Source organism: Streptomyces sp. NPDC048172, assembly GCF_043202595.1.
Classification (GTDB): Bacteria; Actinomycetota; Actinomycetes; order Streptomycetales; family Streptomycetaceae; genus Streptomyces.
Genome location: NZ_JBIDAT010000007.1, coordinates 341,963 through 367,507, shown reverse-complemented (window position 1 = coordinate 367,507; position 25,545 = coordinate 341,963). Strand labels below are relative to the sequence as shown.

The window sequence follows — 25,545 nt, the reverse complement described above, 5'->3', positions numbered from 1 at the left end:
GAGGGGGCATCAGGCAGTGAGTGAGCAGTCGGGCGTGCTGAACAAACCGTGCCAGCGGCCCCAGTGCGAGGGCACGTACGAGGACATGGGCGGCGGCGAGCTGTACTGCGACACGTGCGGGCTCGCCCCCGTCGTCGCACCGGGCGGATTGCTCGGGGCCGCGCCGACGGGGATGACGAGCGCGGGGCGCGACAGCGGCTCCTCGGGCTCGACCGGGTCCGGAGTGACGGGTTCCGCGTCCTCGCGGGCCTCCTCCCGTTCGCAGTCCTCGCGCCGCTCGGTCTCCGGGCGCCTCTCCCGGAACCTGTCGGGGCGGGCCTCGGCCCGCTCGGTCTCGGTGCGCAGCGCCGGTTCCGCCGCGGGCTCCTCCGCGCGGGGCAGGCTGGGCGCGGGGCTCGTGCAGATACCGGACGTGCCCAAGCCCGACCCGGCCTCGGTCGTCCTGGAGAACCCGGAGGTCCCCGAGCGGAAGCGGTTCTGCTCCAGCAGCGAGTGCGGCGCGCCCGTGGGCCGCGCGCGGGGCAGCAAGTCGGGGCGTACGGAGGGCTTCTGCACCAAGTGCGGGCACCCGTACTCGTTCGTGCCCAAGCTGAACGCGGGCGACATCGTGCACGGCCAGTACGAGGTCGCGGGCTGTCTCGCGCACGGCGGGCTCGGCTGGGTCTACCTCGCCGTGGACCGCGCCGTCTCCGACCGCTGGGTGGTGCTCAAGGGCCTGCTCGACACGGGCGACGAGGACGCGATGGCGGCGGCCATCGCCGAACGGCGGTTCCTCGCGGAGATCGAGCACTCCAACATCGTCCGCATCTACAACTTCGTCGAGCACCTCGACCAGCGCACCGGCAGCCTCGACGGCTACATCGTCATGGAGTACGTCGGCGGCAAGTCCCTCAAGGAGATCGCCAACGGCCGCCGCACCGAGGACGGCAAGCGCGACCCGCTGCCGGTCGAGCAGGCCTGCGCGTACGGCATCGAGGCGCTGGAGGCCCTGGGCCATCTGCACAGCCGCAACCTGCTCTACTGCGACTTCAAGGTCGACAACGCCATCCAGCAGGACGACCAGCTCAAGCTGATCGACATGGGCGCGGTGCGCCGGATGGACGACGACGACAGCGCGATCTACGGCACGGTCGGCTACCAGGCGCCCGAGGTCGCCGAGGAGGGCGCCTCCGTCGCCTCCGACCTCTACACGGTCGCGCGCACGCTGGCCGTCCTCACCTTCGACTTCCAGGGCTACACGAACGTGTTCGTGGACAGCCTGCCCGACCCCGAGAACATCGAGGTCTTCCAGAGGTACGAGTCCTTCTACCGCCTCCTGGTGCGGGCGACGGACCCCGACCCGCAGCGCCGGTTCGCCTCGGCCGAGGAGATGGCCGAGCAGCTGCTGGGCGTGCTGCGCGAGGTCGTCGCGCTCCAGACGGGGCGGCCGAGGCCCGCGATGTCCACGCTGTTCGGGCCCGAGCCGCGCGTCGTGGACACGCAGCTGCTCGCCCATGTGACGGGCGACTCCTCGCTGCTGGGGGCGCGCGAGACCGCGCCCCGGCGCAAGCGGGGCAGGAACGGCAAGGGAGCCTCCCCCGCGGCGCTTCCCGCGCCGCAGGCGCCCCCCGCGATCCCGGCCCAGCCGGGCCCCGGGGCGCCGCCCGCCGCCCCGCCCGCCACCACGCTGATGGCGCAGAGCGCGAACGGGGGCCAGCACGGCTCGTTCGGCAGCACCCCGGCGCACGTACAGCTGCCGGGGCGGCCCGGGAGCGGGGAGTCCGCGGCCCAGGAGGCGGCGGGCACGGTCTCGCTCGTACCGTTCCAGGCGCGGCCCACCGCGATGGCGCTGCCCGTGCCGCGCGTCGACCCCTCCGACCCCAACGCGGGCTTCCTGGCGGGCCTGATGGCCGCCGCGCCCGCCGATCTGCTGACCGCGCTGGAGGGCGCGCCGACGGACTCGGTCGAGCGGCGGCTGCGCGAGCTGCGCGCCCTGCTGGAGATGGACGACGCCGCCGCGTCCGGCGAGGCCCTCGCGGCGCTGGAGACCAAGCACGCCGACGACTGGCGGGTCGTCTGGTACCGGGGCCTGTCCGCGCTGGTGACCGGCGACCGGGAGACCGCGGCGCTCTCCTTCGACGCGGTCTACGACGCGTTCCCCGGCGAGCCCGCGCCGAAGCTCGCCCTGGGCATCTGCGCCGAGGTGCTGGGCCAGCTGGACAACGCCGCCGAGTACTACCGCCTGGTGTGGGCCACCGACCCGGCGTACGTGAGCGCCGCGTTCGGCCTCGCCCGGGTGCGGCTGGCCGCGGGGGACAGGACCGGCGCCGTACGGACGCTGGAGTCGGTCCCCGAGGCGTCCATCCACTTCACGGCCGCGCGGGTCGCCGCCGTACGCGCCCGGCTGCGCCAGCGCTCGCCGCAGGAGCCGCTGCTGGACGACCTCCAGGCGGCCGCGCGGCAGGTCGAGGAGCTCCAGCACGTGAGCCTCGACGCGGTGCGGCGGGAGGAGCTGACCACCGAGGTGCTCGGCTGCGCCCTCGACTGGACGCTGTGCCGGCGGGGCGCGCCGCCGGGGGCCGAGGCCGGCAGACATCTGCTCGGCAGCCCGCTCACCGAGGAGGGGCTGCGCTTCGGGCTGGAACGCTCGTACCGGCTGCTCGCGCGGCTCGCGCAGACGGGCACCGAGAGGATCGAACTGGTGGAGCGGGCCAACCGTTTCCGCCCCAGGACGTGGGTGTGACCATGCCACAGCTCGACCAACTGTCCGCCTGCCCCAGCTGCTCGGAGCCGCTGGAGGAGGGGGACCGCTTCTGCGGCGCGTGCGGTGCCGACCTGGAGGCAGCGCGGCGCGCCGCCGAGGCAGGGGCCGGTGCGCCGGGCGGGGACCGGCCCACGCTGCCGGTCAACGGCGCGCGCCTGCGCGAGTCGCTGCCCGTCACGCCCCCGCCGGGACAGCCCGCGGAGGCGGCGCGCGGCGAGGCGGCGCGCGGCGAGTCCCCGTACGGCGAGGCGGAGGCCGGACTCGCGTCCCCCGACAGCGACTTCACGCTGCCGCCCGCGCGGCCGACGGAGCCGACCGAGGAGCGGCCCGGCGCCTCGCGCGAGGCGACCGGGTCCCCCGACCCCCGCGCCTCCGACCCGCGCGCGCTGCGCGAGGACGGGCCGCGCGGGCACGACGGGCACGACGGCCGTGACGAGACGGCCTTCCTCGACGTGGGCGGCGAGCCCGTGCGCGGCGCGGGCCCCGCGCCGCTCGGCGACGTGCCCAGCGGGATGAGCGGGCCCGAACTCCTCGGTCCGCGCTGCGTGGCGTGCGGCACCGGCACCATCGACGACGACGGCTACTGCGAGCACTGCGGCCACAAGCAGCCCCGCGAGCGCGACCACATGGAGCGCGCGCTGGACACCGTGGCCGCCGCCAGCGACCGGGGGCTGCGCCACCACCGCAACGAGGACTACTTCGCGGTGACCGAGACGACCGGCCCCTCCGGCGTGCTCGCGACGATCGCGGTCGTCTGCGACGGCGTCTCCTCCGCGACCCGCCCCGACGAGGCGTCGGCCGCCGCCGCGGTCGCCGCGAGCGCCTCGCTGAGCGACGCCGTCGTGCGCGGCACGCACGCGCAGCAGGCGATGCACGACGCGCTCGTGGCCGCCGCCGAGGCCGTCAACGTGCTGGCGGAGGACGGCCCTCCGGAGCCGTCGAAGAACGCGCCCGCGTGCACCATCGTCGGCGCGCTGACCGCCGACGGCATCCTCACCGTCGGCTGGGTCGGCGACAGCCGTGCCTACTGGATCCCCGACGACCGTACGGCCGCCTCGGCGCGGCTGACCGAGGACGACTCGTGGGCGGCGCAGATGGTCGCCGCGGGGCTGATGAACGAGGCCGAGGCGTACGCGGACTCCCGCGCGCACGCCATCACCGGCTGGCTCGGCGCCGACGCCTACGAACTCGACCCGCACACGGCTTCCTTCAAGCCCGACCGGGCGGGTGTAGTGGTGGTGTGCACGGACGGGCTCTGGAACTACGCGGAGTCGGCGGACGAGATGGCGGCCGCGGTGCCGCAGGACGCGCTGAACCGGCCGCTGCACTCGGCGCAGCACCTGGTCGGTTACGCCCTGGACGGCGGGGGCCACGACAACGTAACAGTGGCCGTGGTCCCGTTCCCCGCGCCGTCGGGGCGGGCAGGATCGGCCTGATGCCGGGACGGTCCTAGGAGAGAACCGGGGGGAAGCACCGCGAGACACCGCACTTCCGCCCGCCCTTTTGTCTACTTGTCGCTGTAGAGCAGCAGGAGCGGAACACATGGCCAACTTCTCCAAGTCGAACGCCCCGCGTTTCTCGGCGGAGGTGTATCAGAACGAGTATCTGCCGGAGGGCGCGCAGGAGGTCAGCGCGATCGTCACCGTGACCTCGACGGGCGGCGGGACGACCGGTGGGCTGCCCCTGCCGGTCTCCGACCCGGCGCGGGACGGCGTGAGCGCCGGCGGGCCCGACGCGGCCGTCGTCATCATGGTCGACTGCTCGGGTTCGATGGACTACCCGCCGACCAAGATGCGCAACGCGCGCGACGCCACGGCCGCCGCGATCGACACGGTGCGCGACGGCGTCGCGTTCGCGGTCGTCGCGGGCACCCACCAGGCCAAGGAGGTCTTCCCCGGCGGCGGGGGCCTCGCCGTCGCGGACGACACCACGCGCGCGCAGGCCAAGGACGCGCTGCGCAGCCTGAGCGCGGGCGGCGGCACCGCCATCGGCACCTGGCTGCGGCTCGCCGACCGGCTGCTCAACTCCGCCGACGTCGCCATCCGGCACGGCATCCTGCTGACCGACGGGCGCAACGAGCACGAGGAGCCCGAGGAGTTGAGGGCCTCGCTCGAAGCCTGCGCGGGCCGCTTCACCTGCGACGCGCGCGGCGTGGGCACCGACTGGGAGGTCAAGGAGGTGACCGGGATCGCCTCGGCGATGCTCGGCTCCGCCGACATCGTGGCCGATCCGGGCGGTCTCGCCGAGGACTTCACGCAGATGATGGAGAAGGCCATGGGCAAGGAGGTCGCCGATGTGGCGCTCCGCCTGTGGACTCCGCAGGGCTCGGAGATCAAGTTCGTCAAGCAGGTCGCGCCGACGATGGAGGAGCTGACCGACCGCCGCACCCCGGCGGGCGCCCGCGCGGGCGACTACCCCACGGGCTCCTGGGGCGACGAGTCCCGCGACTACCACGTGTGCGTGGAGGTGCCCTCGGCCGGAGTGGGGCAGGAGATGCTCGCGGCGCGCGTCTCGCTCGTCCTCCCGGCGCCGGACGGCGGCCCGGCCCAGACGCTCTCGCAGGGCCTGATCCGCGCCGTGTGGACGGACGACATGGTGGCCACCACGTCGATCAACCCGCAGGTGGCGCACTACACAGGACAGGCCGAACTCGCCCAGGCCATCCAGTCGGGACTGGATATGCGGAAATCTGGGGATGAAGCGGGCGCAACCGCCAAACTTGGGCGGGCGGTACAACTGGCCAATGAATCGGGGAACGCGGATACTGCGAAATTGCTTTCGAAGGTGGTCGACGTCGTGGACGCGGCGGCGGGTACTGTTCGATTGAAGGCGAAGGTCGCCGAGGCGGACGAAATGACGCTGGAGACGCGGTCCACCAAGACGGTCCGCGTGAAGAAATAGGCACGTACCAGAGGTACTGAAGAGCAGGAGCACGGAGGGGGAGGCACTCACCATGCCGACTTGCCCGAACGGTCACCAGTCGGCGGCCGACGACTGGTGCGAGGTGTGCGGTCACCGCATGTCCGGCGCACCCGCCGCGCCCGCTGGTGCCGTACCGCCACCTCCTCCGCCGCCACCCGCGCACGGAGCGGGGGGCTACGGCTATCCCGGGCCCGGCGGTCCCGGCCAGCAGGCCCCGCCGCCAGGACCCGGCGGCCCCGGCGTGCCCGGCCAGGGGTACGGCTATCCGGGACCCGGCTCGCCCGGTCCCGGTCACGAGCAGCAGGGCGCCAGGCCCGAGCTGTGCCCGCAGTGCGGCACGCCGCGCGAGGTGCAGGCGCCGTTCTGCGAGGAGTGCCGCTACAACTTCCTGACGCACTCGCCCACGACGTACGTGCCGCACGGCCAGCAGGGCCAGGGACCGGGCCAGCAGGGCCCGCCGCCGCCCGGACCCGGTGGACCCGGGGGCTTCCCGCCGCCCGGCGGCCAGCAGCCGTACCCCGGTCACCACGACCAGGGGCAGGGCCCGGGCCAGGGGCACGACCCGGGGATCGACTACGAGCGCTCCAGGCCCTCGCAGATGAACCGGCCCGCCGAGCCGCTGCCTTACGGCGACCCCGGCCAGCAGCAGGGCCCGCCGCCCGGCTCCGCGCAGCCGAGCGGCGACTGGGTGCTCAGCCCGCCGCCCGGCGGCCAGCAGGGGCACCCCGGCGCCCCGCAGGCCCCGCACCCGGACTACGGGCAGCAGGGGCCGGGTCACCAGGGCCCGCCGCCGTTCCCGCAGCAGCAGCACCAGCAGCCGCCCCAGCCGGACTACGGGCAGCCGGACTACGGCCAGCCCGACTACGGGCAGCAGGGGCCCAGCTCCTGGATGGTCATGATCGCGCCCGACCGCGAGTACTTCATGGCGATGATGGGCCGCAGCGGTCCCGAGGCCGCGGCGCTCAATCTGCCCGCGTACTCGCCGCAGCAGTCGCTCCAGCTGACCGGCAACCAGATCACCATCGGCCGCCGCCGGGCCTCCACCGGGGAGTCGCCGGACATCGATCTGGCCCGTCAGCCGGAGGACCCGGGCGTCTCGCACCAGCACGCGGTGCTGGTGCAGCAGCCGGACGGGAGCTGGTCCGTCGTCGACCAGGACTCGACCAACGGCACCACGATCAACGGCGCGGAGGACCCGATCCAGCCGTTCGTCCCCGTCCCCCTGAAGGAGGGCGACCGCGTCCACGTCGGCGCGTGGACGACGATCACGCTGCACCGGGGCTGACCCCGGTCCCGCCTCGTACGTGAGGGGCCCGGCGCACACCGCGCCGGGCCCCTCACGTACGTACGCGCGCTCCCGCTACGTGTAGTGCTCCCGCACCCGCGCGTGGGCCTCGCGCGGCGCCCGCGCCTCGTCGAGGGCGAGGAGCGCGGCGCCCAGCACGGGCGGCGCCGTGACCACGTGGGCGGTCGCCTTCGGGGCCCGGAGGGCGAGCTGTTCCGTGAGCCGGGAGTCGAGTTCGGCGTGGCGGGCCGCCGCCACGCCGCCGCCCAGGAAGACGGGGCTGTCCGTCTCCAGCAGGTCCAGCCGGGAGAGCGTGACGACCGCGAGGGAGACGATCTCGTCGGCCTGCTGGCGCACCAGGGAGAGCGCGACGGGGTCGCCCTCCCGCGCGCACCCGAAGAGCAGCGGCGTGATCTCGTGCTTCCGCGCCATCGGCAGCTCGCCCAGGTGCAGCGCCTCGATGAGCGCGTACATCGTCGGCAGCCCGAAGTGCGCGGGCAGGACCCGCGCGAGCGCCGTCGGGCCGCCCCTGCCGTCCTCCGCGCGCGCCGCGTGCCACAGGGCCTCCGAGGCGAGCCCCGAGCCGCCTCCCCAGTCGCCGGAGAGGTGGCCGACGGCGGGGAAGCGGTGGGTGCGTCCGTCCTCGGCGACGCCGACGCAGTTGATGCCCGCGCCGCACACGACCGCGGCGCCGTGCCGTACGGAACCGTCGTCGGGCAGCCCCGCGCGCAGGATCGCGAACGTGTCGTTCGCCACACGCGTGGTCCCGCCCCAGCCCAGGTCCCGCAGCGCGGACTCCAGCGCGCGCTCCTCGCTCGGCAGGTCGGCGTTGGCCAGGCAGGCGGAGACGTGGGCGAAGCGGGCGGGGGAGACCCCGGCCGCGTCCGCCGCGCTCAGCACGGTCCGCTCCAGCCCGCCCACGGCCTCGGCCACGCCGACCGTCGGCGGCTGGAAGCCGCCCCCGCGCGCCGCGCCGAGCACGCGTCCCGCGGCGTCGAGGACCGCCACGTCGGTCTTGCTGTTGCCCGCGTCGACGGCGACGCACACGCCCGGTCCCGTGGCTCCGGTGCTCGTCAGGCCCACGCGAGGTGCTCCCGGTTGTGGGAGAGGAGCAGGTCGGTGAGGCGCTCGGCGCGGTCGTACTGGCCGACGAGGGGGTGCGCCAGCAGCGTCCTGAACACCCGCTCGCGCCCGCCGCGCAGCGCCGCGTCCAGCGCGAGGCGCTCGTACGCGGTCACGTGCGAGACGAGCCCCGCGAAGAGCGGGTCGAGCCGCGGCGCGGTGAGCGGCGCCGCGCCCGCGCGCGAGATCCGCGCGGGGACCTCGACCACGGCGTCGTCGGGGAGGAAGGGCAGGGTGCCGTTGTTGTACGTGTTGACGACCTGGACGCTCTCGCCCCCGTCCGCGCCCAGCAGGGAGGCGGCCAGCGCGACGGCGGCCTCGGAGTAGAAGGCGCCGCCGCGCTTGGCGAGCAGCGCCGGCTTCTCGTCCAGCGCGGGGTCGGCGTACATCTCCAGGAGTTCGCGCTCCATGGCGGCGACCTCGGCGGCCCGGGAGGGCTTGGAGCGCGACTCGTCGACGACCTCGTCGTGCGCGTAGTAGTAGCGCAGGTAGTAGGAGGGCACGACGCCCAGGCGGTCGAGGACGCCGGGCGGCAGCCGCAGGTCCTCGGCGATCCGGGTGCCGTGCTCGGCGAGGAGCTTCGGCAGCACCTCGGTGCCGTCCGGGCCGCCGAGGGAGACGCCGAGCTCCCAGGTGAGGTGGTTGAGCCCGTAGTGCGCGAGGTGCACCTCCCCGGGGGCGACCTCCAGGAGCGCGGCGAACTTCCGCTGGAGGTGGATGGCCACGTTGCACAGGCCCACGGCCCGGTGACCGGCCTCCAGCAGGGCGCGTGTGACGATTCCCACAGGGTTGGTGAAGTCGATGATCCAGGCGTCCGGGTTCGCGCGGCGTACGCGCTCCGCGATGTCCAGGACGACGGGCACGGTGCGCAGCGCCTTGGCGAGGCCCCCCGCCCCGGTCGTCTCCTGGCCGACGCAGCCGCACTCCAGCGGCCAGGTCTCGTCCCGCTCGCGGGCCGCCTGGCCGCCGACGCGGAGCTGGAGCAGGACCGCGTCGGCGCCGTCGACGCCCGCGTCCAGGTCGTGCGTGGTGGTGATCGTGCCGTCGTGGCCCTGGCGGGCGAAGATGCGCCGGGCGAGGCCGCCGACCTTCTCCAGCCGGTCCGCGTCGGGGTCGATCAGGACGAGTTCGCTCAGCGGCAGCGTCTCCCGCAGCCGCGCGAATCCGTCGATGAGTTCGGGGGTGTAGGTGGAACCGCCCCCCACTACTGCGAGCTTCAACCCTTTACTCCCGTCAGTGTGACGCCCTCGATGAAGGCACGCTGGGCGAAGAAGAAGATGATGATCACCGGGGCCATGACCAGAACGGTGGCCGCCATGGTGAGATTCCAGTCGGTCTGGTGGGCGCCCTTGAAGGATTCCAGTCCGTAACTCAGCGTCCAGGCGCCGGGGTTCTCCGAGGCGTAGATCTGCGGGCCGAAGTAGTCGTTCCAGCAGTAGAAGAAGTGGAAGAGCGCGACGGCGGCGAGGCCCGGCTTCGCCATGGGCAGCACGATCCTGACCATGGCCCGGAATTCGCCGCAGCCGTCGATCCTGGCCGCCTCCGTGTACTCCTTGGGAATCGTCAGCAGGAACTGGCGCAGCAGGAAGATGGTGAACGGATTGCCGAAGGCGAAGGGGATGATGAGCGGCCACAGCGTCCCCGAGAGGCCGAACTGCTTCGACCAGAGCAGATACATGGGGACGATGACGACCTGCGGCGGCAGCATCATCGCGGCGATGACGAGCATCATCATCAGATTCCGGCCCCGGAAGCGGAACTTGGCGAGCGCGTACGCCACCGGAATGCTGGAGCCGACCGCGAGGACGGTGCCGAGACCGGCGTAGAGCAGCGTGTTCCGCCACCAGGTCAGAAAGCCCGGGGTCTCCCACACGGTGCGGAAGTTGCCCCATTCCCAGGTGTTCGGCCACAGATCGCGGGTGAGGGCCTGGCTGTCGCTCATCACGGCGGTCAGCAGGACGAAGACGAAGGGCAGGACGAAGAAGAGCGCGGCGGCGATCGCGAGCGCGTGGACGCCTATCCAGCGCAGCATCGCCTTGCGGCCCACGGGCGTCGCGAGCCGCAGCGGCCTGGCGGATTTGGAGAGCGGGAGTGCGGTCATGGTGTTCTCAGTCCTCCGCCGTCAGGAATCCGCTGCGGCGGCGCATCAGCAGCGCCGTGAAGGCCATGGCGATCACGAAGAGGACCAGTGCGACGACGCTCGCCGCGCCGGTGTCGAAGCGCTGGAATCCCAGGTTGTAGACGGTCTGCGGAACGGTGAGCGTGGACTTCTCCGGATATCCGGGCTCGAATTGCTGCCCGGACCCTCCGATGACCCCGCTGGAGACCTTCGAGGCGACGATCGGCTGGGTGTAGTACTGGAGCGTGTCGATGACGCCCGTGATGACGGCGAAGAGCAGGATCGGCGAGATGTTCGGCAGCGTGACGTAGCGGAACCGGGCCCAGGGGCCCACGCCGTCGAGCTCCGCCGCCTCGTACTGCTCCTTGGGCACGTCGAGCAGCGAGGCCAGGAAGATGACCATGAGGTCGCCGATTCCCCAGAGCGCGAGGAGCGTCAGCGCGGGTTTTGACCAGGCGGCGTCGCTGAACCAGCCGGGCTGCGGAAGTCCGAAGAAGTCCAGGACCGTGTTGACCGGTCCCGTGCCGGGGTTGAGGAGGAAGACGAACGCCATGGTCGCGGCCACGGGCGGGGCCAGATAGGGAAGATAGAAGAAGGTGCGGAAGAGGCCGGGCGCCGTCTTGATCTTCGTGAGGAGCATGCCGATCCCGAGGCCGAAGACGACGCGCAGCGAGACCATCACCGCGACGAGCCAGAGCGTGTTCCCGAGCGCGGGCCAGAAGAACGGGTAGTCGGTGAAGACGTACGTCCAGTTGTCGAATCCGTTCCACACCGGATCCGTGAACCCGTCGTACTTCATGAACGAGAAGTAGACGGTCGCGCCCAGCGGATAGCCGAAGAAGACGCCGAACCCGATCAGCCAGGGCGAGAGGAATCCGAGCGTGCGCAGCGCCGATTTGCGGCGCCGCGCCGCGAGTCCGGGATTCGCCGCGCTCACCGCGCCCTCGCGATGTCCTTGTCGATCTGGTCGTCGGCCTTCTTCAGCCCGGCGTCCAGGTCCTTCTGCTTGCCGGACTCCACGTCGTAGCTCAGGTCCTGGAGGGTGAGCAGGAACGAGCCGCCGTTGGGGCTCGCGGGCGCGTGGGAGCTGTGGGGGTTCCTGGCTATGTCCACGAACGTACGGAATCCCGGGTCGTCGTCCAGTTTCGGGGACTTCATGGCCTTCAGCGTCGAGGGCACGTTGTGGATCCCGTTGGCGAAGTCGACGACCGCGTCGGTGTCGGTGGTCATGAACTTCAGCAGTTCCCAGGCCGCGTTCTTCCTGGGGCTGGAGTTGGAGATGCCGACGACCGTCCCGGCGAGATAGCCCTTTCCGTACTCCTCCTTCTGGTCGTCGGGCACCGGCAGCGGCGCCGTGCCGACCTCGAAGTCCACGTCCGCGTCCTTCGCCATCTTGCCGCGCCACTCGCCGTCGAGCTGCATCGCCACCTGGCCGGTGTGGAAGGGGTGTTTGTCGCCCCATTCGTCACCGAACGTGGCCCGGTACCTCTCCAGCTTCCGGAATCCGCCCAGGTCCTCGACGAGGTTCCGCTGCCACTGGAACATCTGCTTCATCTTCGGGTCGCGCGCCCCGTTGGCCTTGCCCTCCTCGTCGAAATAGCTGACGCCGAACTGGCCGCCGTAGTGCTCGACGGTCGTCTCGTAGCCGTGGTAGTTCGGCATGAAGCCGAGCTGCTCGTACGAGTCGCCCTTCTCGACGGTGAGTTTCTTCGCGACTTTGTCGAACTCGGAGAACGTCCGCGGGGGTTTCTCGATGCCCGCCTTCCGGAACGCGTCCTTGTTGTAGTAGAGCCCGTACGCGTCGCCCAACAGCGGAAGGGTGCAGCGCTTCCCCTCGTACTGCGTGTATTCGAGCATCGTCTTCGGGAACGTCTTCTCCGGCGTGATGCCGGACTTCTTGAGGAACGGAGCCAGATCGGCCAGCGCGTTCGAGGAGCAGAACCGGCCGACGTTGTCGGTGGTGAAGGACGAGACGACGTCGGGCGCGTTGTCGCCGCCCGCGCGCAGGGCCTGGTTGAGCTTGTCGTCGTTGACGTTCTTGACCGTCTTGACGGTGATGTTGGGGTGTTCCTTCTCGAACGCCTCGATGTTGGCGTCGATGGCCTTCACCTCGCTGGGCGCGCTCCAGCCGTGCCAGAAGGTGATCGTGGTCTTGGCGTCGGGGTCGTCGTTCGCGGCGGTGCCGCTGGACCCGGTGCAGGCGCTCGCCAGCAAGGCGGCGACCGCGACGGTGGCGGACAGTGTGACCGGTGCCCTGCGGAATCCGCTCGCGTGTACGGGCATGGCGGAGCCTCCCTTTGGCAGTGAAGGGGTGCAGTGGGGTGGGGGGACGGGGTCGGGATCGGGTCAGCGGGAGGTGTCGAACACCTCGTCGCGGGTCGTGGCGAGCGCGCTCTCCAGCGCGCCGCTCAGCACGGGGTGATCGGTCACCGTGCCCAGCACCAGCTGCGGGCGCGGCACGGCCAGTTCGGACAGCTCGGCGCGGATCAGGTCGAGCAGCGGCTCGCCGCCCGCCGCGAGCACCCCGCCCGAGACGACGATGAGCTGCGGGTCGAGGACGGTGACGAGCGAGGCGAGCCCGGTCGCGAGGCCGGTGGCGAAGCGCCGCAGCAGGGTGTCGTACGCCGCCGCGTGCGCCGGGTCCCGCTCCTCTTCCCGTTCCTCTCCCCGCGCCTCGGCCGTGGCCCGGGAGAGCAGATCCGCCGCGGTGTCCTTCATCTCCGCCTGCGGGTCGTACGGGAGGGCGAGTTCGCGGGCGAGGCGCAGCACCGCGTTGGCTCCCGCCAGCTCCTGGAAGCCGCCGCTGTTGGCCTGCGCGGGCTGCCGTACGAGCGGGGTGCCGGGGACGGGCAGGAAGCCGACCTCGCCCGCGCCGCCCGTCCAGCCCCGGTGCAGCCGCCCGCCGATGACGACGGCGGCGCCGAGGCCCTCCTCGTTCCAGAGCAGCACGAAGTCCTCGTGCCCTCCCGCCGCGCCCTGGCGCTGCTCGGCGACGGCCACGAGGTTCACGTCGTTGTCGTACTCCAGCGGCATCGGCAGCGCCGCCGCCAGCTCGTCCAGCAGCGTGGGGGCGTGCCAGCCGGGCAGGTGCGAGGCGTACCGCAGCCGTCCGGTGCTGGGGTCGAAGGCGCCGGGGGTGCCGATCACGACGCGCTGGAGGTCGGCGCGGTGGACGCCCGCGGCCTTCGCGGCGCCGTCGACGGCCTGCAGCACCAGCGGCACGGCCCCGGTCGAGCGCCGCCCCGGGGTGGGCACCTCGTGGGTGCCGACGGTGCGGCCCGTGATGTCCGCGACGGCGGCCCGCAGCCGGGTCGGGGAGACGTCGAGTCCGGCGACGTACGCCGCCGCCGGGTTCACGGCGTACAGCTGCGCGTTGGGGCCCGGGCGGCCCTCGCTGGTGCCGGTCACGACGACCAGCCCGGCGGCCTCCAGCCGGGCGAGGAGCTGCGAGGCGGTGGGCTTGGAGAGGCCCGTCAGCTTGCCGATGCGGCCGCGCGACAGCGGCCCGTGCGCGAGCAGCAGATCGAGTGCGGCCCGGTCGTTCATCGCCCGCAGTACGCGGGGCGTCCCCGGTGTCGTCCCGGCCATTTCCGCTGCCTCCACCCACGTACTGTTAGGAAGGTTTCCCATTCATGCGCAGGACAGTAAGGCCCCGTCCGACAGGCGTCAATGGGCTGACAGGACCTGTCGGGCGGGGCCTCGGGGAAGCCGGGCTCAGCGCTGCTGCTGGAAGGGGATGCCCTCGCCCTTGTCGAGGTCCACGGGGGCGCGGGCGGCCTCCAGGGTCAGCGACTCCTCGTCGACGATCCGGATGCCGCGCTGGTCCAGGGCCCGCTTGACGCGCCAGCGCAGCTCGCGCTCGACGCCCAGGCTCTTGGTCGCCATCGTCTTGGCGGAGACCCGCAGCACCATCGAGTCCAGCGTCACCTCGTCCAGGCCCAGCACCTCGACGGGCTCCCACAGGATCTCGTCCCAGGGGGAGTCGTGCGCCATCTCCTCGCCGGCGGACAGGATCACGGACCTGACCTCCTCCATGTCCTCGCTCGCCCGGACCCGGACGTCGATCATCGCCATCGCCCAGCCCTGGCTGAGGTTGCCGACGCGCTTGATCTCGCCGTTGCGGATGTACCAGATCTCGCCGCCGTCGCCCCGGAGCTGCGTCACCCGCAGTCCGATCTCCAGCACCACGCCGGACGCCTCACCGACGTCCACGCGGTCACCGACGCCGTACTGGTCCTCCAGGAGCATGAACATGCCCGCCAGCAGGTCCTGCACCAGGTTGCGGGCGCCGAAGCCGAGCGCGACGCCCGCGACACCGGCGCTGGCCAGCAGCGGGCCGAGGTTGATGCCGAGCCCGGAGAGGACGGTCAGCGCCGCGGTGCCGAGGATGATGAACGACGCCGCGTTGCGCAGCACCGACCCTATGGCCTCGGAGCGCTGCCTTCTGCGCTCGCTGTTGACGAGGAGACCGCGCAGCGCGTTGCCGCTGTCCACGATCTCCGCGCGGCTGTTCATCCGGGTTATGAGCTTGGTGATCGCGCGGCGTATGACATAGCGGAGCACGACCGCGACCACGATGATGAAGATGATCCGCAGACCGGCGGCGAGCCAGTCCGCCCAGTTCTCCTCCAGCCATCCCGCTGCCTCACCCGCGGTGTCCTGAGCGTCCTTCAGGGAGCGCGGGGTCTGCGGCCCGTCGGGCGAGGGCGACGGGGTGGCGGCGCTGATCAGCCAGTACACAGGTGGGACCTTCCGTGCGAGACACGTTCGCGGCGTGCGCGCGGACGCGGTGAACACACTAACGGCGCAGGGCCTTCACGATTGGGGCCATCAAGCAGTATGGGCCGATCTGTTCGAGGGAGGAGGGAGTTCTCGCGGGGGATGCAGTCGGTGTGGTTGAAAACACGCCCCGCAGGTTGGCCGGTCGTGGTGGCGCAGTCACCAGGGCAGGAGACACACTGAGGGGAGATCGTCCCGGCGCGAGCCACGCGCCGCCGACGTACAAGGAGGCACCGTGCCGCATGTCCTGGTCCTCAACGCGTCGTACGAGCCGCTCGGCGTCGTACCGCTACGCCGCGCGCTCATTCTGGTCCTCAACGAGAAGGCGATCAGCCTGGAGGATTCCGGCGCCCTGATGCACAGCGCGACCCGCGTCATACCCGCTCCGAGCGTCGTCCGCCTCAAGCGCTTCGTGCGCGTGCCCTTTCGCGGAGCCGTTCCCCTCACCCGCCGCGCGCTCTTCGCCAGGGACGGCGGCAGGTGCGCGTACTGCGGTGGCGTCGCAACCAGCGTCGATCACGTCATTCCGCGCAGCCGCGGGGGACAGCACGCCTGGGAGAACGTCGTCGCGGCATGCCGCCGCTGCAACCATGTGAAGGCGGACCGCCATGTCGCGGAGCTGGGCTGGCGGTTGCGCCACCAACCCGCGCCGCCCTCCGGACTGGCCTGGAGGATCATCGGCACGGGGCATAGGGACCCGCGCTGGCTGCCCTACCTCCAGCCATACGGCGCGGACGACGACCTCGCCCGGATCGACGGCAGATCCACTGCCTGAGATCCGGGCGTTGTCGTTGTCCGGAACGCCTCCGTCCCGGGAGTGACTACCGGGCCCGCCGCGCGTGCCTGCCCTTCTCGGGGCGGTCCGCGCGGTGGGCGTTCTCGCCGCGCCGGTCGTTCTCGTCCACGGCGTAGACCTCGACCCCGTAGAGCGAGTAGCCGAACTTCGTCGCGCGCGCGTCGCCCTGGATCCGTACGTAGCGGGTGTCCTTCGGCGCGTCCATGCGGACCGACTCCCGGCCGCCCTCGCCGTCCCGTACGGTCGCCGCCGTGCGCCACCGCCGCCCGTCGGGCGAGACCTGCACGCGGTACCGCTTCGCGTAGGCGTCCTGCCAGCTCAGCACCACCCGCCCGACCCGGGTCCCGGAGGACAGCCGCAGCTGCACCCACTCGCCGTCCCGCGCGGGCGAGGACCAGCGCGTCCCGCGCTTCCCGTCGTTGACGGCCTTGGCGGGGAAGTCCTCCGTCTCGTCCGCCGACGACCTGGCCGTGGCGCGGCGCGCGAGGTCGGGGCCCGAGGTGCGCGGGAAGGCGCGCACGGTGAGCGTGGCGCGCTCGCCGCCGAAGGAGACCGGGACCCGGTACGTGCCCGGCTTCACCGAGTCGTCCACCGCGACCCGTACCGGCACGTCCACCGTGCTGCCCCGGCGCACGGTCGTGCGCAGCGGCGCGCGCACGGTGATGCCGCGCGGCGCGTCCGCCGTGACCCGGCCCCGCGCGTCGGACGGCCGGTGCCCCGTCAGGCGTACGTGCGTACGGGCGACGCCGCCGCCGATGTCCGCGTCGACGGAGGGGCGGGGGAGCGTGAGGCGGGTCTCGGGGCCGTCCCCGTACCAGGGCGTGACCTCGTGGACCACGGGTGCGGCCGAGCGGTCCGACCAGACCAGCCGCAGCGCGTCGGCGGCCGCGCCGCGCCCCCGGAGCTGGGTGAAGCCGCTGTCGGAGAGCGCCCCGAGCCGCTGCCAGCCCTTGCCCGGCACATGGGCCTCCACCCGCGCCCGCGTGCCCGAGTGCGGGCCCGTGCGCACGGTGACCGCGTCCAGCGGGCGCCGCGAGCGCAGCGTCACGGAGAGCGCGGGCGGGGCGCCGTCGGCCCCCTCGGAGGCGGCGTCCGCGCGCGAGGGCGGTACGAGCATGGGCGGGCTGTCCGGCGCGAAGTGGCGCGTGGCGGGCGCGCCCGCGGCCCGGTACGCCGTGGACGGGTCGCCGTCCGCCGCCGCCGACAGGGGCGAGCCGGGCAGCCCGTCGGGACCGCCCCGCACGGGGAGCGAGCTCCCGGCGGGACGTTCCCTCTTCCCGTCCTTGGGCGTCTTGCCGTCCTGGGTGCCCTGGGCGCGGTCCTCCTCGTTCCGCGGGGCCTCCGGGGAGTTCGGGGAGTTCCGGGAGCCCCCGCCGGTCTCGCCGGTCCCCTCGCCCTCACCGGCCCGCTGCGGCGCATGGGACCGCCCGGTCTTCTCCCCGCGCAGCGGCTTCCCCGGCTTCTTCCCGCGCTTCTTGTCGCCCGAGGACAGCCCCGTCCACTCGTCCGAGGCGCGCAGGGCCTGGTCGGCGAAGTCGGCGAGGACGCCCTTGCCGACCGTGGCGTCGCTCTTGCGGCTCTCCTCCCGCAGCCGCCGCACGTCCATCTCGGCCGTCCACGCCCGCGCCCCGTCCCCGCGCGCCTGCGCGGTCAGCATGTCCACGGAGCGCTGGCCCGCCTCGCCCAGGCGGCCCAACTCGCGCAGCCAGGGGCGGACTTCCCGGGCCAGCCCCGGCGGCACCTTCTCCCCGGCGGTGCGCATCGTGCCGAAGGCGGCCCGCAGCTTCCGCGCCGCGTGGTCCAGCCGGGGACCCTCGCCGCCCTCGTACGCCGTCCAGAACGCGTCGGTCAGCGGGCGCAGATACGCCGACTCCTCGCCGCCGAGCAGCGACGAGGAGTCGTTCCCCGCCAGCGCGTGGACGGCGGCGCGCGTCCCCGGGTCGGCCTGCCGCCCTCCGGCGGCCTCCTCGACGGCGGCGCGCCAGGAGGCCTCCGGGCGGTACCCCTTGGGGTTCCAGGCGTAGTCGGCGGCGGTGAAGAGCGGGATGCGGGAGGCCGCCGGCTGCTCCATCGCGTTGGTGAGCAGCGCGGCGGAGCCGGACGCCACGGCCGGGTCGCGGCCCTGGTAGGGGCCCATGAAGAGACGGTCCTGCGCGTAGTCGTTCACCGGGTAGTTGTCCATGGTGACGAGCGGGTGGCGGGGGAACGCCTCGCGCGTGTGCGTCAGTTCGGACCCGGTGATGGTGCGCGGCACCACGCCCACGCCGCTCCAGGCGACCTGGACGCGGTCGTCGAGCGCGTCCGCGAGCGCCGCGCGGTACTCCGTCCGGCCCTTCTGGTAGAACTCCGTCGGCACGACGGAGAGCGCCTCGGCGTCCGGATGCCGCTTCGCGAGGTGCTCCGCCAGTGCGTCGGCCAGCTCGGCCTGGGCCTTGGCCGCGGCCTCGGGGCCCGAGCCGTAGGTGTCGGAGTCCTCGTCGCAGTGCCACTCGCTGTAGCTGACGTCCTCGAAGCGGACCTGGAACGCGCCGAAGCCCAGCGCCTTCATCGCGTCGACCTTGCGCAGCAGCGCCTTGCGGTCGTCCGCGGAGGAGAAGCAGAAGCCCTGGCCGGGCGAGACGGCCCAGCCGAGGGTCACGTGGTTGCGCTTCGCGCGCTCGGCCAGCTCGCGGAAGTCGGCCCGCTGCGCCGCGGGGTAGGGGTCGCGCCAGCGCGCCGCGCCGCGGTACGGGTCGTCGCCCGGCGCGTACAGGAAGCGGTTCTGCTTGGTGCGCCCCAGGAAGTCGATCTGGGCCAGCCGGTCGCCGTGCGTCCAGGGCTGCCCGTAGAAGCCCTCGGTGGTGCCGCGTACGGGCGCGGCGGGCCAGTCCCGTACGACCACGCCGGGGAAGCCCCGGCCGCGCGTGTCGTCGGTGACGAGCTGGCGGAGGGTCTGCGCGGCGTGGAACAGGCCGTCCTCGCCCGCCCCTTCGAGCGCCACGGTCGCCCGGCCGCCGTGCGCGCCCGTCGCCAGCCGGTAGCCGCCGGAGGGGAGATCGCCGCGCGCGGGGGCGCGCAGCGCCCGCAGGGCGCCCTCGGCGGACTCCGTGCCGACCCTGACGACCAGCCCGCGCGCGGGCAGCGGGCGCCCGGGGCGTATCTGGTGGACCCGGCGTACGCCCGCGTCGCGCAGCGCCTCGCGGACCACGTCGAGCGCCTCGGCGTCCGCCTCCTCGTCGGCGACGAGCACGGCCTCCTGGCCCGCCTCCACGTACGGGCCGCGCTCGCGCATCGACTGGGGGCGCGGCCACACGGGAGGCAGCCCGCGCTCGCCCTGTCCGTCCTCGTCGGGGGAGCCCGCGGCGGGCCCGTCGGGCTGCGGCGGTGGCGCCGCGTGTGCCGCGGGGGCGCCACCGAGGAGCCCCCCGACGAACGCCGCCGTGACGGCCGCCGCGCCGACCCGGCCCCAGCCGACCGTTCCGGCGCCGGGGATCCGGCTCGTGGACGGGGCGGTCGTCCCGTCCGGGCCCGCTCCCGGAGCGCCGTCGCGCGCCGCTGTGCTCACCGCTTCCTCCCCTTGTCCGCTCCCCGCCTCCGGCACACCGGAGGTGTCGGCACGTCAGCACCCTAGGCGCGCGCGTCCCCCGTACGGCACCGCGAAGTGCCACAGGTGTGCCACAAACGGAACGGACCCGGCCGGGCGGCGCGTACGGAGCCCAGATTCTAGGAGCTGGGGCCCCTCGGCCGCGCGGTCCTTTCGGCCCTCCGGTCCGGGCCCGGCAGGGGAGAGGCGGGGGCGGAAATAGTGGCGTCCGAAGCCTCGCGGGAGCGCCGTATCTCCTTCGCGAAGGCCCTCCCGGCGGCGAATCGCCTGCGGGAACCGACGTGACCTGGACCACGTTCCTCCCTCAGACACGTCTGCGCGCGTGCCGACTGGGTAGGGCGATTCGTGTCCGGCCCTTCACACGTCAACGAACGGAGGCCCCCGTGGCCGCGTCCGCTGAACTCCTGATGTCCGCTCTGACACCGCTGCCCAGCCAGCGTGTCCACTCCAAACGCTCGCACGAGCCGGTAGCCCTGTCCGAGGTGTCCGTGCCCGACTCCGGACTCGACGGTTCGTGCTCCTGCGGCTGTGTCGAAGCCCCCCTGACCAGCGAGCCACCCCTCGCCGACGCCACGCCCCTGACCAGTGAACCCCCGCTCGCCGAGGCCCCGCTGACCAGCGAGCCCTCCGGTGCCGCCTTCGGCACGGAGCCCTCGGACATCTGATGAGCCGCCTCGCGCGGCTCGCCGCCGCGCACGGGGTCTCCGTCTCCTACGAGCCGGCGCCCGGCCGTACGGTCGAGGTGCCCGAGGAGACGGTCGTCGCCGTGCTCGCGGCGCTCGGCGTGGACGCCTCCACGCCCCGCGCGCTCCGCGAGGCCCTGGAGCGGCACACGGGGGACGGCGGCGTTCCGCTGCCTCCCACGGTCGTGCTGCGCGCGGGAGAGTTATGCGGGGGAGAGTCACGCACGGAGCGCCGGGGAGGGTTACGGGGCTTGTCCGCGCTCCCCGAGGGCACCGTCCTGCGTGTCGTCACCGAGGACGGCGAGACCCTCGACTGGGGCCCCGGCTCCGGCCCCGGTGCCGAGCTGCCGCTCGGCGTGCACAGCCTGCGCGCGCACGTGCCCGACGGGCGCGCCGCGCACGCCACCCTGATCGTCGCCCCCGACCGGCTGCCCGTCCCGCGGGGCCGCGCGCCGGGGGGCCGCGCCCACGGGCTGCTCGTCCAGCTCTACTCCCTGCTCTCCGCCCGCTCCTGGGGCATGGGCGACCTCGGCGACCTGGCCGAGCTGGCCTCCTGGGCCGGGCGCTCGCTCGGCGCCGACTTCGTGCAGCTCAACCCCCTGCACAGCGCCGTACCCTCCACCGCGGGCAGGCCCACGGACCCCTCGCCCTACCGGCCCTCCTCGCGCTGCTTCCCCGACCCGGTGCACCTGCGGGTCGAGGCCGTGCCCGAGTACGCGTATCTGGACCGCGCCGACCGCGTACGGACCGACGCGCTGCTCTCGCGCGCCGCCACGCTCCGTGAGGCCGTGCTGCACAAGGACGCGTACATCGACCGGGACGCCGTCTGGGACCTCAAGCGGAAGGCGCTCGAACTCGTCCGCCGGGTCCCGCTCGGCCCCGGCCGCCGCGCCGCGTACTGCGACTTCCTGGCCGCGCGCGGCCAGGCGCTGGAGGACCACGGGACCTGGAGCGCCTTCGCCGAGCTGCACGGCCCCGACTGGCGCGCGTGGCCGCCGGGGCTCGACGACCCGCGCTCCGCGCGTACGGCCCGGGCGCGCCGTGAGCAGATCGAGCGCGTCGACTTCCACTGCTGGCTCGCCTGGCTCACGGACACCCAGCTCGCCGAGGCCCAGCACGCCGCGCGCGGCGCGGGGATGGCCGTCGGCCTCGTGCACGACCTGGCGGTCGGCGTGGACCCGAGCGGCGCGGACGTGTGGGCCCGGCGGGACGTCTTCGCCGAGGGCATCACGGTGGGCGCCCCGCCCGACGCGTTCAACGCGCGCGGCCAGGACTGGGGCCTGCCCCCGTGGAACCCGGAGGCGCTCGCCGCCGCGGGCTACGCGCCGTACCGCGAGGTCCTCGCGGGGCAGTTCCGGCACGCGGGCGCGCTCCGCGTCGACCATGTGATGGGCCACTCGCGGCTGTGGTGGATCCCCGAGGGCCGCCCGCCGACCGAGGGCGCGTACGTGCGCTACGACACCGAGGCCATGCACGGCGTGCTCGCCCTGGAGGCGCACCGCGCGGGCGCCGCCGTCATCGGCGAGGACCTGGGCACCGTCGAGCCGGGCGTGCGCGAGGACCTGGCGGAGCGGCGCGTGCTGGGGACGTCGGTGCTCTGGTTCGAGCGGGCGTACACGGAGGAGAGGGGCGCCACCGACGGCGCGCGCGGGCCCCGTCCCCTCGCGCCGCAGGAGTGGCGCGCCGACTGCCTGGCCACGGCCACCACGCACGACCTGCCCAGTACGGCGGCCCGGCTGACCGGCGAGGACGTGGCGCTGCGGGCCCGACTCGGCCTGCTGGAGCGCCCGCCCGCCGCCGAGCGTGCCGCCGCCTCGGCCGAGCTGGAGACCTGGCTCTCGCTCTTCTGCGAGCTGGGCCTGCTGCCGGAGGGCATCGGGGACGAGGAGGGCGAGGTCAAGGCCGTGCACCGGTTCCTCGCGCGCACTCCGGCGCGGATGGTCGGCGTCTGGCTGCCGGACGCGGTGGGCGACCGCCGCGCGCAGAACGTGCCGGGGACCGGCGGCGCGCAGTACCCCAACTGGAAGCTGCCCCTCGCGGACGCCTCCGGGACGCCCATGACGCTGGAGTCCTGCACGGCGTCGCCGCGCGCCCTGGCGCTCTTCGCGGCGCTGCGGGAGGCGCTGGACCCGCAGTAAAGATGGGACCTCTCTCGTCCCGATCTCTTCCCAGCTCGCTTCTCTTGCGACAGGATGCGCTGCGTCCCCGCGAGACATCCGATCACTGTGGGAGGAGCCATGGCGAGAAACGGACGGCATCCCGGAAGACGTCCCCGAAGGCATCCGAGGCTGCTGCTGGCGGTGGCCCTCGCCGGTGCCGCCGCGCTGATCCCCCTCCAGGCGCACGCCCAGAAGAAGACCGGGTGCGACGACCCCGTCAGACCCGCCTCGCAGATGCGGATCGAGGAGTGCGACACCCCTGAACGCGTGATCCAGAAGGCCGCGAACATCGTCCCGACCAAGGGGCAGTACGCGTGGCAGGGGCGCGAGGTCACCGCGTTCACGCACTTCGGCATGAACACCTTCACCAACCGCGAGTGGGGCTCGGGCGCCGAGGACCGGGCGAAGTTCGCGCCGAAGGACATCGACTTCGACCAGTGGATGCGCGCGTACAAGGCGGCCGGGGCCGAGCAGGTGATGCTCACCGCCAAGCACCACGACGGCTTCGCACTCTGGCCGAGCCGCTACACCGAGCACTCCGTCAAGAACACGCCCTGGAAGAAGGACATCCTCGGCCCCTACGTGAAGGCCGCGCACAAGGCGGGCCTCAAGGTCGGCGTCTATCTCTCGCCCGCCGACGGCGCCGAACTCCCGCACGACTGGCACAAGAAGTGGCTGGAGCAGATCGAGGCCAAGCAGGACGCGGGCGAGGAGCTCACGACCGTCGAGCGGACCGCGCTGGAGGACGGCGGCCCGCCCCAGGGCCACGGCCGCTACGGCAACGGCAGCGAGCCCACCGAGCGCACCATCCCCACCCTCACGGAGAACGACGACCGCGCGGACGACGTGAAGAGCGGCAAGCTCCCCAGCTTCAAGGTCAAGGTCAACGACTACGACGCGTACTACCTCAACCAGGTCTACGAGGTCATGACCGAGTACGGCCCCGTCGACGAGCTGTGGCTCGACGGCGCCAACCCCTGGCGGGACGCCGGGATCACCCAGAAGTACGGCCACGCCGAGTGGTTCGAGTTCTTCAAGAAGCTCGCCCCCGACACCCCCGTCTTCGGCGGGCCGCAGGGCGTGCGCTGGGTCGGCAACGAGAAGGGGATCGCCCGCGAGAGCGAGTGGAGCGTCACCCCGCACACCGTCGACCCGTGGACCACCCACGCGCCGCTGCCCAACGACTCCACCGACCCCGACATCGGCTCCCGCGAGAAGATCCTCGACCCGTCCGTGAAGTACCTCCAGTGGTACCCGGCCGAGGCCGACGTCTCCAACCGTCCCGGCTGGTACCACCACCCCGAGGAGAAGCCCAAGTCCGCCGCCGAGCTGATGTCGCTCTACGAGCGGAGCGTCGGCCGCAACGCCTCGCTGCTGCTCAACGTCCCGCCCGCGAAGAACGGCCGTGTCGATGACGCGGACATGGCCGAGCTGACGGCCTTCGGCAACTCCGTACGGGACGTCTACGGCACCGATCTGCGGGCGAAGGGCCCGGGCCCGTACACCTTCGACCGGATCGGCGTCAGCGAGGACGTCCGCAAGGGACAGCGCGTCGAGAAGTTCGCCGTCGAGGCCAGAACGGGCGGCACCTGGAAGGAGATCGCCCACGGCACCACCGTCGGCCACCGGCGCATCCTCGCGCTGGACGCGCCCGTGACGGCGGACGCCGTACGGGTGAAGGTCCAGGAGAGCCGCGCGAAGCCGCATCTGCGCCCGGTGACGCTGCACCTCGGTAAGGCCTCGCAGCGGTAGCGGCCACCCCCGGCGCGCGGGTCGTTCACCCGTCCGATATGTTGACCCTGTGAGCAACAAGGTCAACAAGAACGCCCTGCGCGCCGGAACGGTCACCGGCGGCGCGACGCTGATGATGCTCCTGTCGTCCCCCGCCTTCGCGCTCACCCGCGACGACGGCGACGACCCGGGCCCCGGCCTCAGCATCATCGAGACCCTCGGTCTCTACGTCGCCGCGCCCGTCGTCCTCTTCCTCGTGATCGCGGGCCTCGTCATGGTCGGCGACAAGTCGCGCAAGAAGAGCAGCTGACCGACGACTTGAGCACAGGGCTGTCCTGATTCGCCGACAGCCCTGTCACAGGCGTGGCCATCGGGGCACCGCCGGGGAATCGCGGAAGCATGACGCACCACAACGCCCCGCTCCCGCCCCGCCCCCGCCCGCTCAGCCACCTCTCCGAGGCCAACCCCAGCGTGATGACCGTCCGCGCGCTGTACGAGCACGGCGTCACCGCCGCCACCGCGCACGAGCGCTGCGGCCCGGGCGGGCCCTGGCAGATGCTGCTCCCCGGCGTCTGCGCCCTGCACCGCTCCGTCCCCACCAGCGAGGAGCGGCTCCGCGCCGCGCTGCTGTACGGCGCGGGTGAGCGGGTCCCCTCGCAGGGCGGCCGCCGTCCCCCGGCGGGCACCACCCCCGAGCCCTCCGCCTCCGCCTCCGACGTGATGATCACCGGACTGGCCGCACTCGCCCTGCACCACTTCGCCGCCGCGCCCTCGCTGCGCGCGCTCGACCGCGTCGACGTGCTCGTCCCGCGCGGACGCCGTCCCCGGTCGGCCGGCTGGGCCCGCATCGTCCGTGCGCACGGCCTTCCCGAGCCCGTGGAGATCACCGGGCTGCCCGTCGCGCCCGTGCCGCGCGCCCTGGCCGACGCGGTCTCCGTCGTCACGGACGTGGTGGCCGTACGCCGTCTGCTGACCGAGTCGGTGCGCGGCGGGCACTGCGAGGCGCAGGCCGTCGTGCGCGAACTGACCCGGGCGCGACTGCTCGGCCGCCCGCACGTGGTGGACGCCGTCGAGGCACTGCTGGCCGAGGGCCGCGCGCTCTCGGAGGGCCTGCTCTACGACATGGTCGTCCGGTACGGGCTCCCCGACCCCTGCTGGAACGTCGAGCTGCGACTGCCCGGCGGCCCCTGGCTGGGCTCCGTGGACGCGTACTGGCCCGACCACGCGGTCGCCGTCGAGCTCGACACCCGGGCGCCGCGCACGGCGGAGGAGAGCGAGGCGCAGGGCGGCGACGGGGCCGCGTGGACGGAGCACGCCCGCAAGCGGGAGAACCTGGAACGGCTGGGCCTCACCGTCGTCCACGTGACGCCGCGGAAGCTCCGCGACGCCCTGGAGCAGCAGGCCGCCGTCGTCAGAACCGCGCTGATGACCTCGGCCGAACGTGGGCCGGCCGCCGCGGTGACGGTGCTTCCGCGTTAGCCGTGATGCGAGGAGGGGGTGCCCCTTCCCGCGCGTCGCGGACCGCGGCTGAGTGTGTGGCTGGCCGCCCCGGGCGGCAAGGGGCCCCCCGGGCCCCGCCACGCCGCCCGCACGCACCCGCAGACCCGCGAGGCCCCGCACTCG

General features: G+C 73.4%; 18 protein-coding genes. 10 read left to right on the top strand and 8 right to left on the bottom strand.

The annotated features are described in order from the left end of the window. The first annotated feature begins 37 nt into the window (after positions 1–37). The 4 genes from ACGF3A_RS31070 to ACGF3A_RS31055 all read left to right on the top strand — a co-directional run bounded on the left by ACGF3A_RS31070 (position 38) and on the right by ACGF3A_RS31055 (position 6,950). Positions 38–2,722: a tetratricopeptide repeat protein gene (locus tag ACGF3A_RS31070; protein WP_393733858.1), complete on the top strand. Its 2,685-nt coding sequence runs from the start codon at positions 38–40 to the stop codon at positions 2,720–2,722. Between the two features lie 2 nt (positions 2,723–2,724). Next, the gene (locus ACGF3A_RS31065) at positions 2,725–4,179 is read left to right on the top strand and encodes a protein phosphatase 2C domain-containing protein (protein WP_393733857.1); all 1,455 of its coding nucleotides are present in this window, start codon (positions 2,725–2,727) and stop codon (positions 4,177–4,179) included. 106 nt (positions 4,180–4,285) lie between these two features. Beyond that, positions 4,286–5,644, top strand: a complete 1,359-nt coding sequence (locus ACGF3A_RS31060) for a VWA domain-containing protein (RefSeq protein WP_393733704.1) — start codon at positions 4,286–4,288, stop codon at positions 5,642–5,644. A gap of 52 nt (positions 5,645–5,696) precedes the next feature. Further along, entirely contained in the window at positions 5,697–6,950 is a 1,254-nt protein-coding gene (locus ACGF3A_RS31055; protein WP_393733703.1) for an FHA domain-containing protein, read from the top strand. Between the two features lie 75 nt (positions 6,951–7,025). On the opposite strand, the gene ACGF3A_RS31050 is transcribed toward ACGF3A_RS31055, so the two are convergent. The 7 genes from ACGF3A_RS31050 to ACGF3A_RS31020 form a co-directional block, all read right to left on the bottom strand. After that, a complete protein-coding gene (locus ACGF3A_RS31050) occupies positions 7,026–8,033 on the bottom strand; it encodes an N-acetylglucosamine kinase (protein ID WP_393733702.1) in 1,008 nt (335 codons plus the stop codon). After that, positions 8,024–9,292, bottom strand: coding sequence for a 6-phospho-beta-glucosidase (locus ACGF3A_RS31045; RefSeq protein WP_393733701.1), 1,269 nt, complete (start codon positions 9,290–9,292; stop codon positions 8,024–8,026). Before ACGF3A_RS31045 ends, ACGF3A_RS31050 begins: the two co-directional genes overlap by 10 nt. Beyond that, positions 9,289–10,173: a carbohydrate ABC transporter permease gene (locus ACGF3A_RS31040; RefSeq protein WP_393733700.1), complete on the bottom strand. Its 885-nt coding sequence runs from the start codon at positions 10,171–10,173 to the stop codon at positions 9,289–9,291. The genes ACGF3A_RS31045 and ACGF3A_RS31040 overlap by 4 nt, the downstream gene beginning before the upstream one ends. Before the next feature lie 7 nt (positions 10,174–10,180). Continuing rightward, the gene (locus tag ACGF3A_RS31035) at positions 10,181–11,128 is read right to left on the bottom strand and encodes a carbohydrate ABC transporter permease (protein WP_393733699.1); all 948 of its coding nucleotides are present in this window, start codon (positions 11,126–11,128) and stop codon (positions 10,181–10,183) included. After that, a complete protein-coding gene (locus ACGF3A_RS31030) occupies positions 11,125–12,474 on the bottom strand; it encodes an ABC transporter substrate-binding protein (protein WP_393733698.1) in 1,350 nt (449 codons plus the stop codon). The genes ACGF3A_RS31035 and ACGF3A_RS31030 overlap by 4 nt, the downstream gene beginning before the upstream one ends. Positions 12,475–12,537: 63 nt before the next feature. Continuing rightward, on the bottom strand, positions 12,538–13,779 hold the full coding sequence (locus ACGF3A_RS31025) for an ROK family transcriptional regulator (RefSeq protein ID WP_393733856.1): 1,242 nt from the start codon (positions 13,777–13,779) through the stop codon (positions 12,538–12,540). Between the two features lie 126 nt (positions 13,780–13,905). Then, positions 13,906–14,931, bottom strand: coding sequence for a mechanosensitive ion channel family protein (locus tag ACGF3A_RS31020; protein ID WP_393733697.1), 1,026 nt, complete (start codon positions 14,929–14,931; stop codon positions 13,906–13,908). A 274-nt stretch (positions 14,932–15,205) separates the two neighbouring features. Here ACGF3A_RS31020 and ACGF3A_RS31015 point away from each other — a divergent pair, with 274 nt between their 5' ends. Beyond that, positions 15,206–15,745, top strand: a complete 540-nt coding sequence (locus tag ACGF3A_RS31015; protein WP_344531857.1) for an HNH endonuclease — start codon at positions 15,206–15,208, stop codon at positions 15,743–15,745. Positions 15,746–15,791: 46 nt separating this feature from the next. Here ACGF3A_RS31015 and ACGF3A_RS31010 read toward each other — a convergent pair whose 3' ends face one another. Further along, positions 15,792–19,238, bottom strand: a complete 3,447-nt coding sequence (locus tag ACGF3A_RS31010) for a beta-N-acetylglucosaminidase domain-containing protein (protein WP_393733855.1) — start codon at positions 19,236–19,238, stop codon at positions 15,792–15,794. 494 nt (positions 19,239–19,732) lie between these two features. Here ACGF3A_RS31010 and ACGF3A_RS31005 point away from each other — a divergent pair, with 494 nt between their 5' ends. The 5 genes from ACGF3A_RS31005 to ACGF3A_RS30985 all read left to right on the top strand — a co-directional run bounded on the left by ACGF3A_RS31005 (position 19,733) and on the right by ACGF3A_RS30985 (position 25,401). After that, positions 19,733–20,014, top strand: a complete 282-nt coding sequence (locus tag ACGF3A_RS31005; protein WP_393733696.1) for a hypothetical protein — start codon at positions 19,733–19,735, stop codon at positions 20,012–20,014. Then, positions 20,014–22,170 (top strand): 4-alpha-glucanotransferase, encoded by a 2,157-nt coding sequence (gene malQ / locus ACGF3A_RS31000; RefSeq protein WP_393733695.1) that lies wholly within the window; start codon positions 20,014–20,016, stop codon positions 22,168–22,170. Before ACGF3A_RS31005 ends, malQ begins: the two co-directional genes overlap by 1 nt. Positions 22,171–22,269: 99 nt before the next feature. Then, complete coding sequence (locus tag ACGF3A_RS30995; RefSeq protein WP_393733694.1) at positions 22,270–23,943, top strand: alpha-L-fucosidase; 1,674 nt, start codon at positions 22,270–22,272, stop codon at positions 23,941–23,943. 49 nt (positions 23,944–23,992) lie between these two features. Next, the gene (locus ACGF3A_RS30990) at positions 23,993–24,232 is read left to right on the top strand and encodes a hypothetical protein (protein ID WP_393733693.1); all 240 of its coding nucleotides are present in this window, start codon (positions 23,993–23,995) and stop codon (positions 24,230–24,232) included. Between the two features lie 89 nt (positions 24,233–24,321). Next, the gene (locus ACGF3A_RS30985) at positions 24,322–25,401 is read left to right on the top strand and encodes a hypothetical protein (protein ID WP_393733692.1); all 1,080 of its coding nucleotides are present in this window, start codon (positions 24,322–24,324) and stop codon (positions 25,399–25,401) included. The last annotated feature ends 144 nt before the right edge of the window (positions 25,402–25,545 follow it).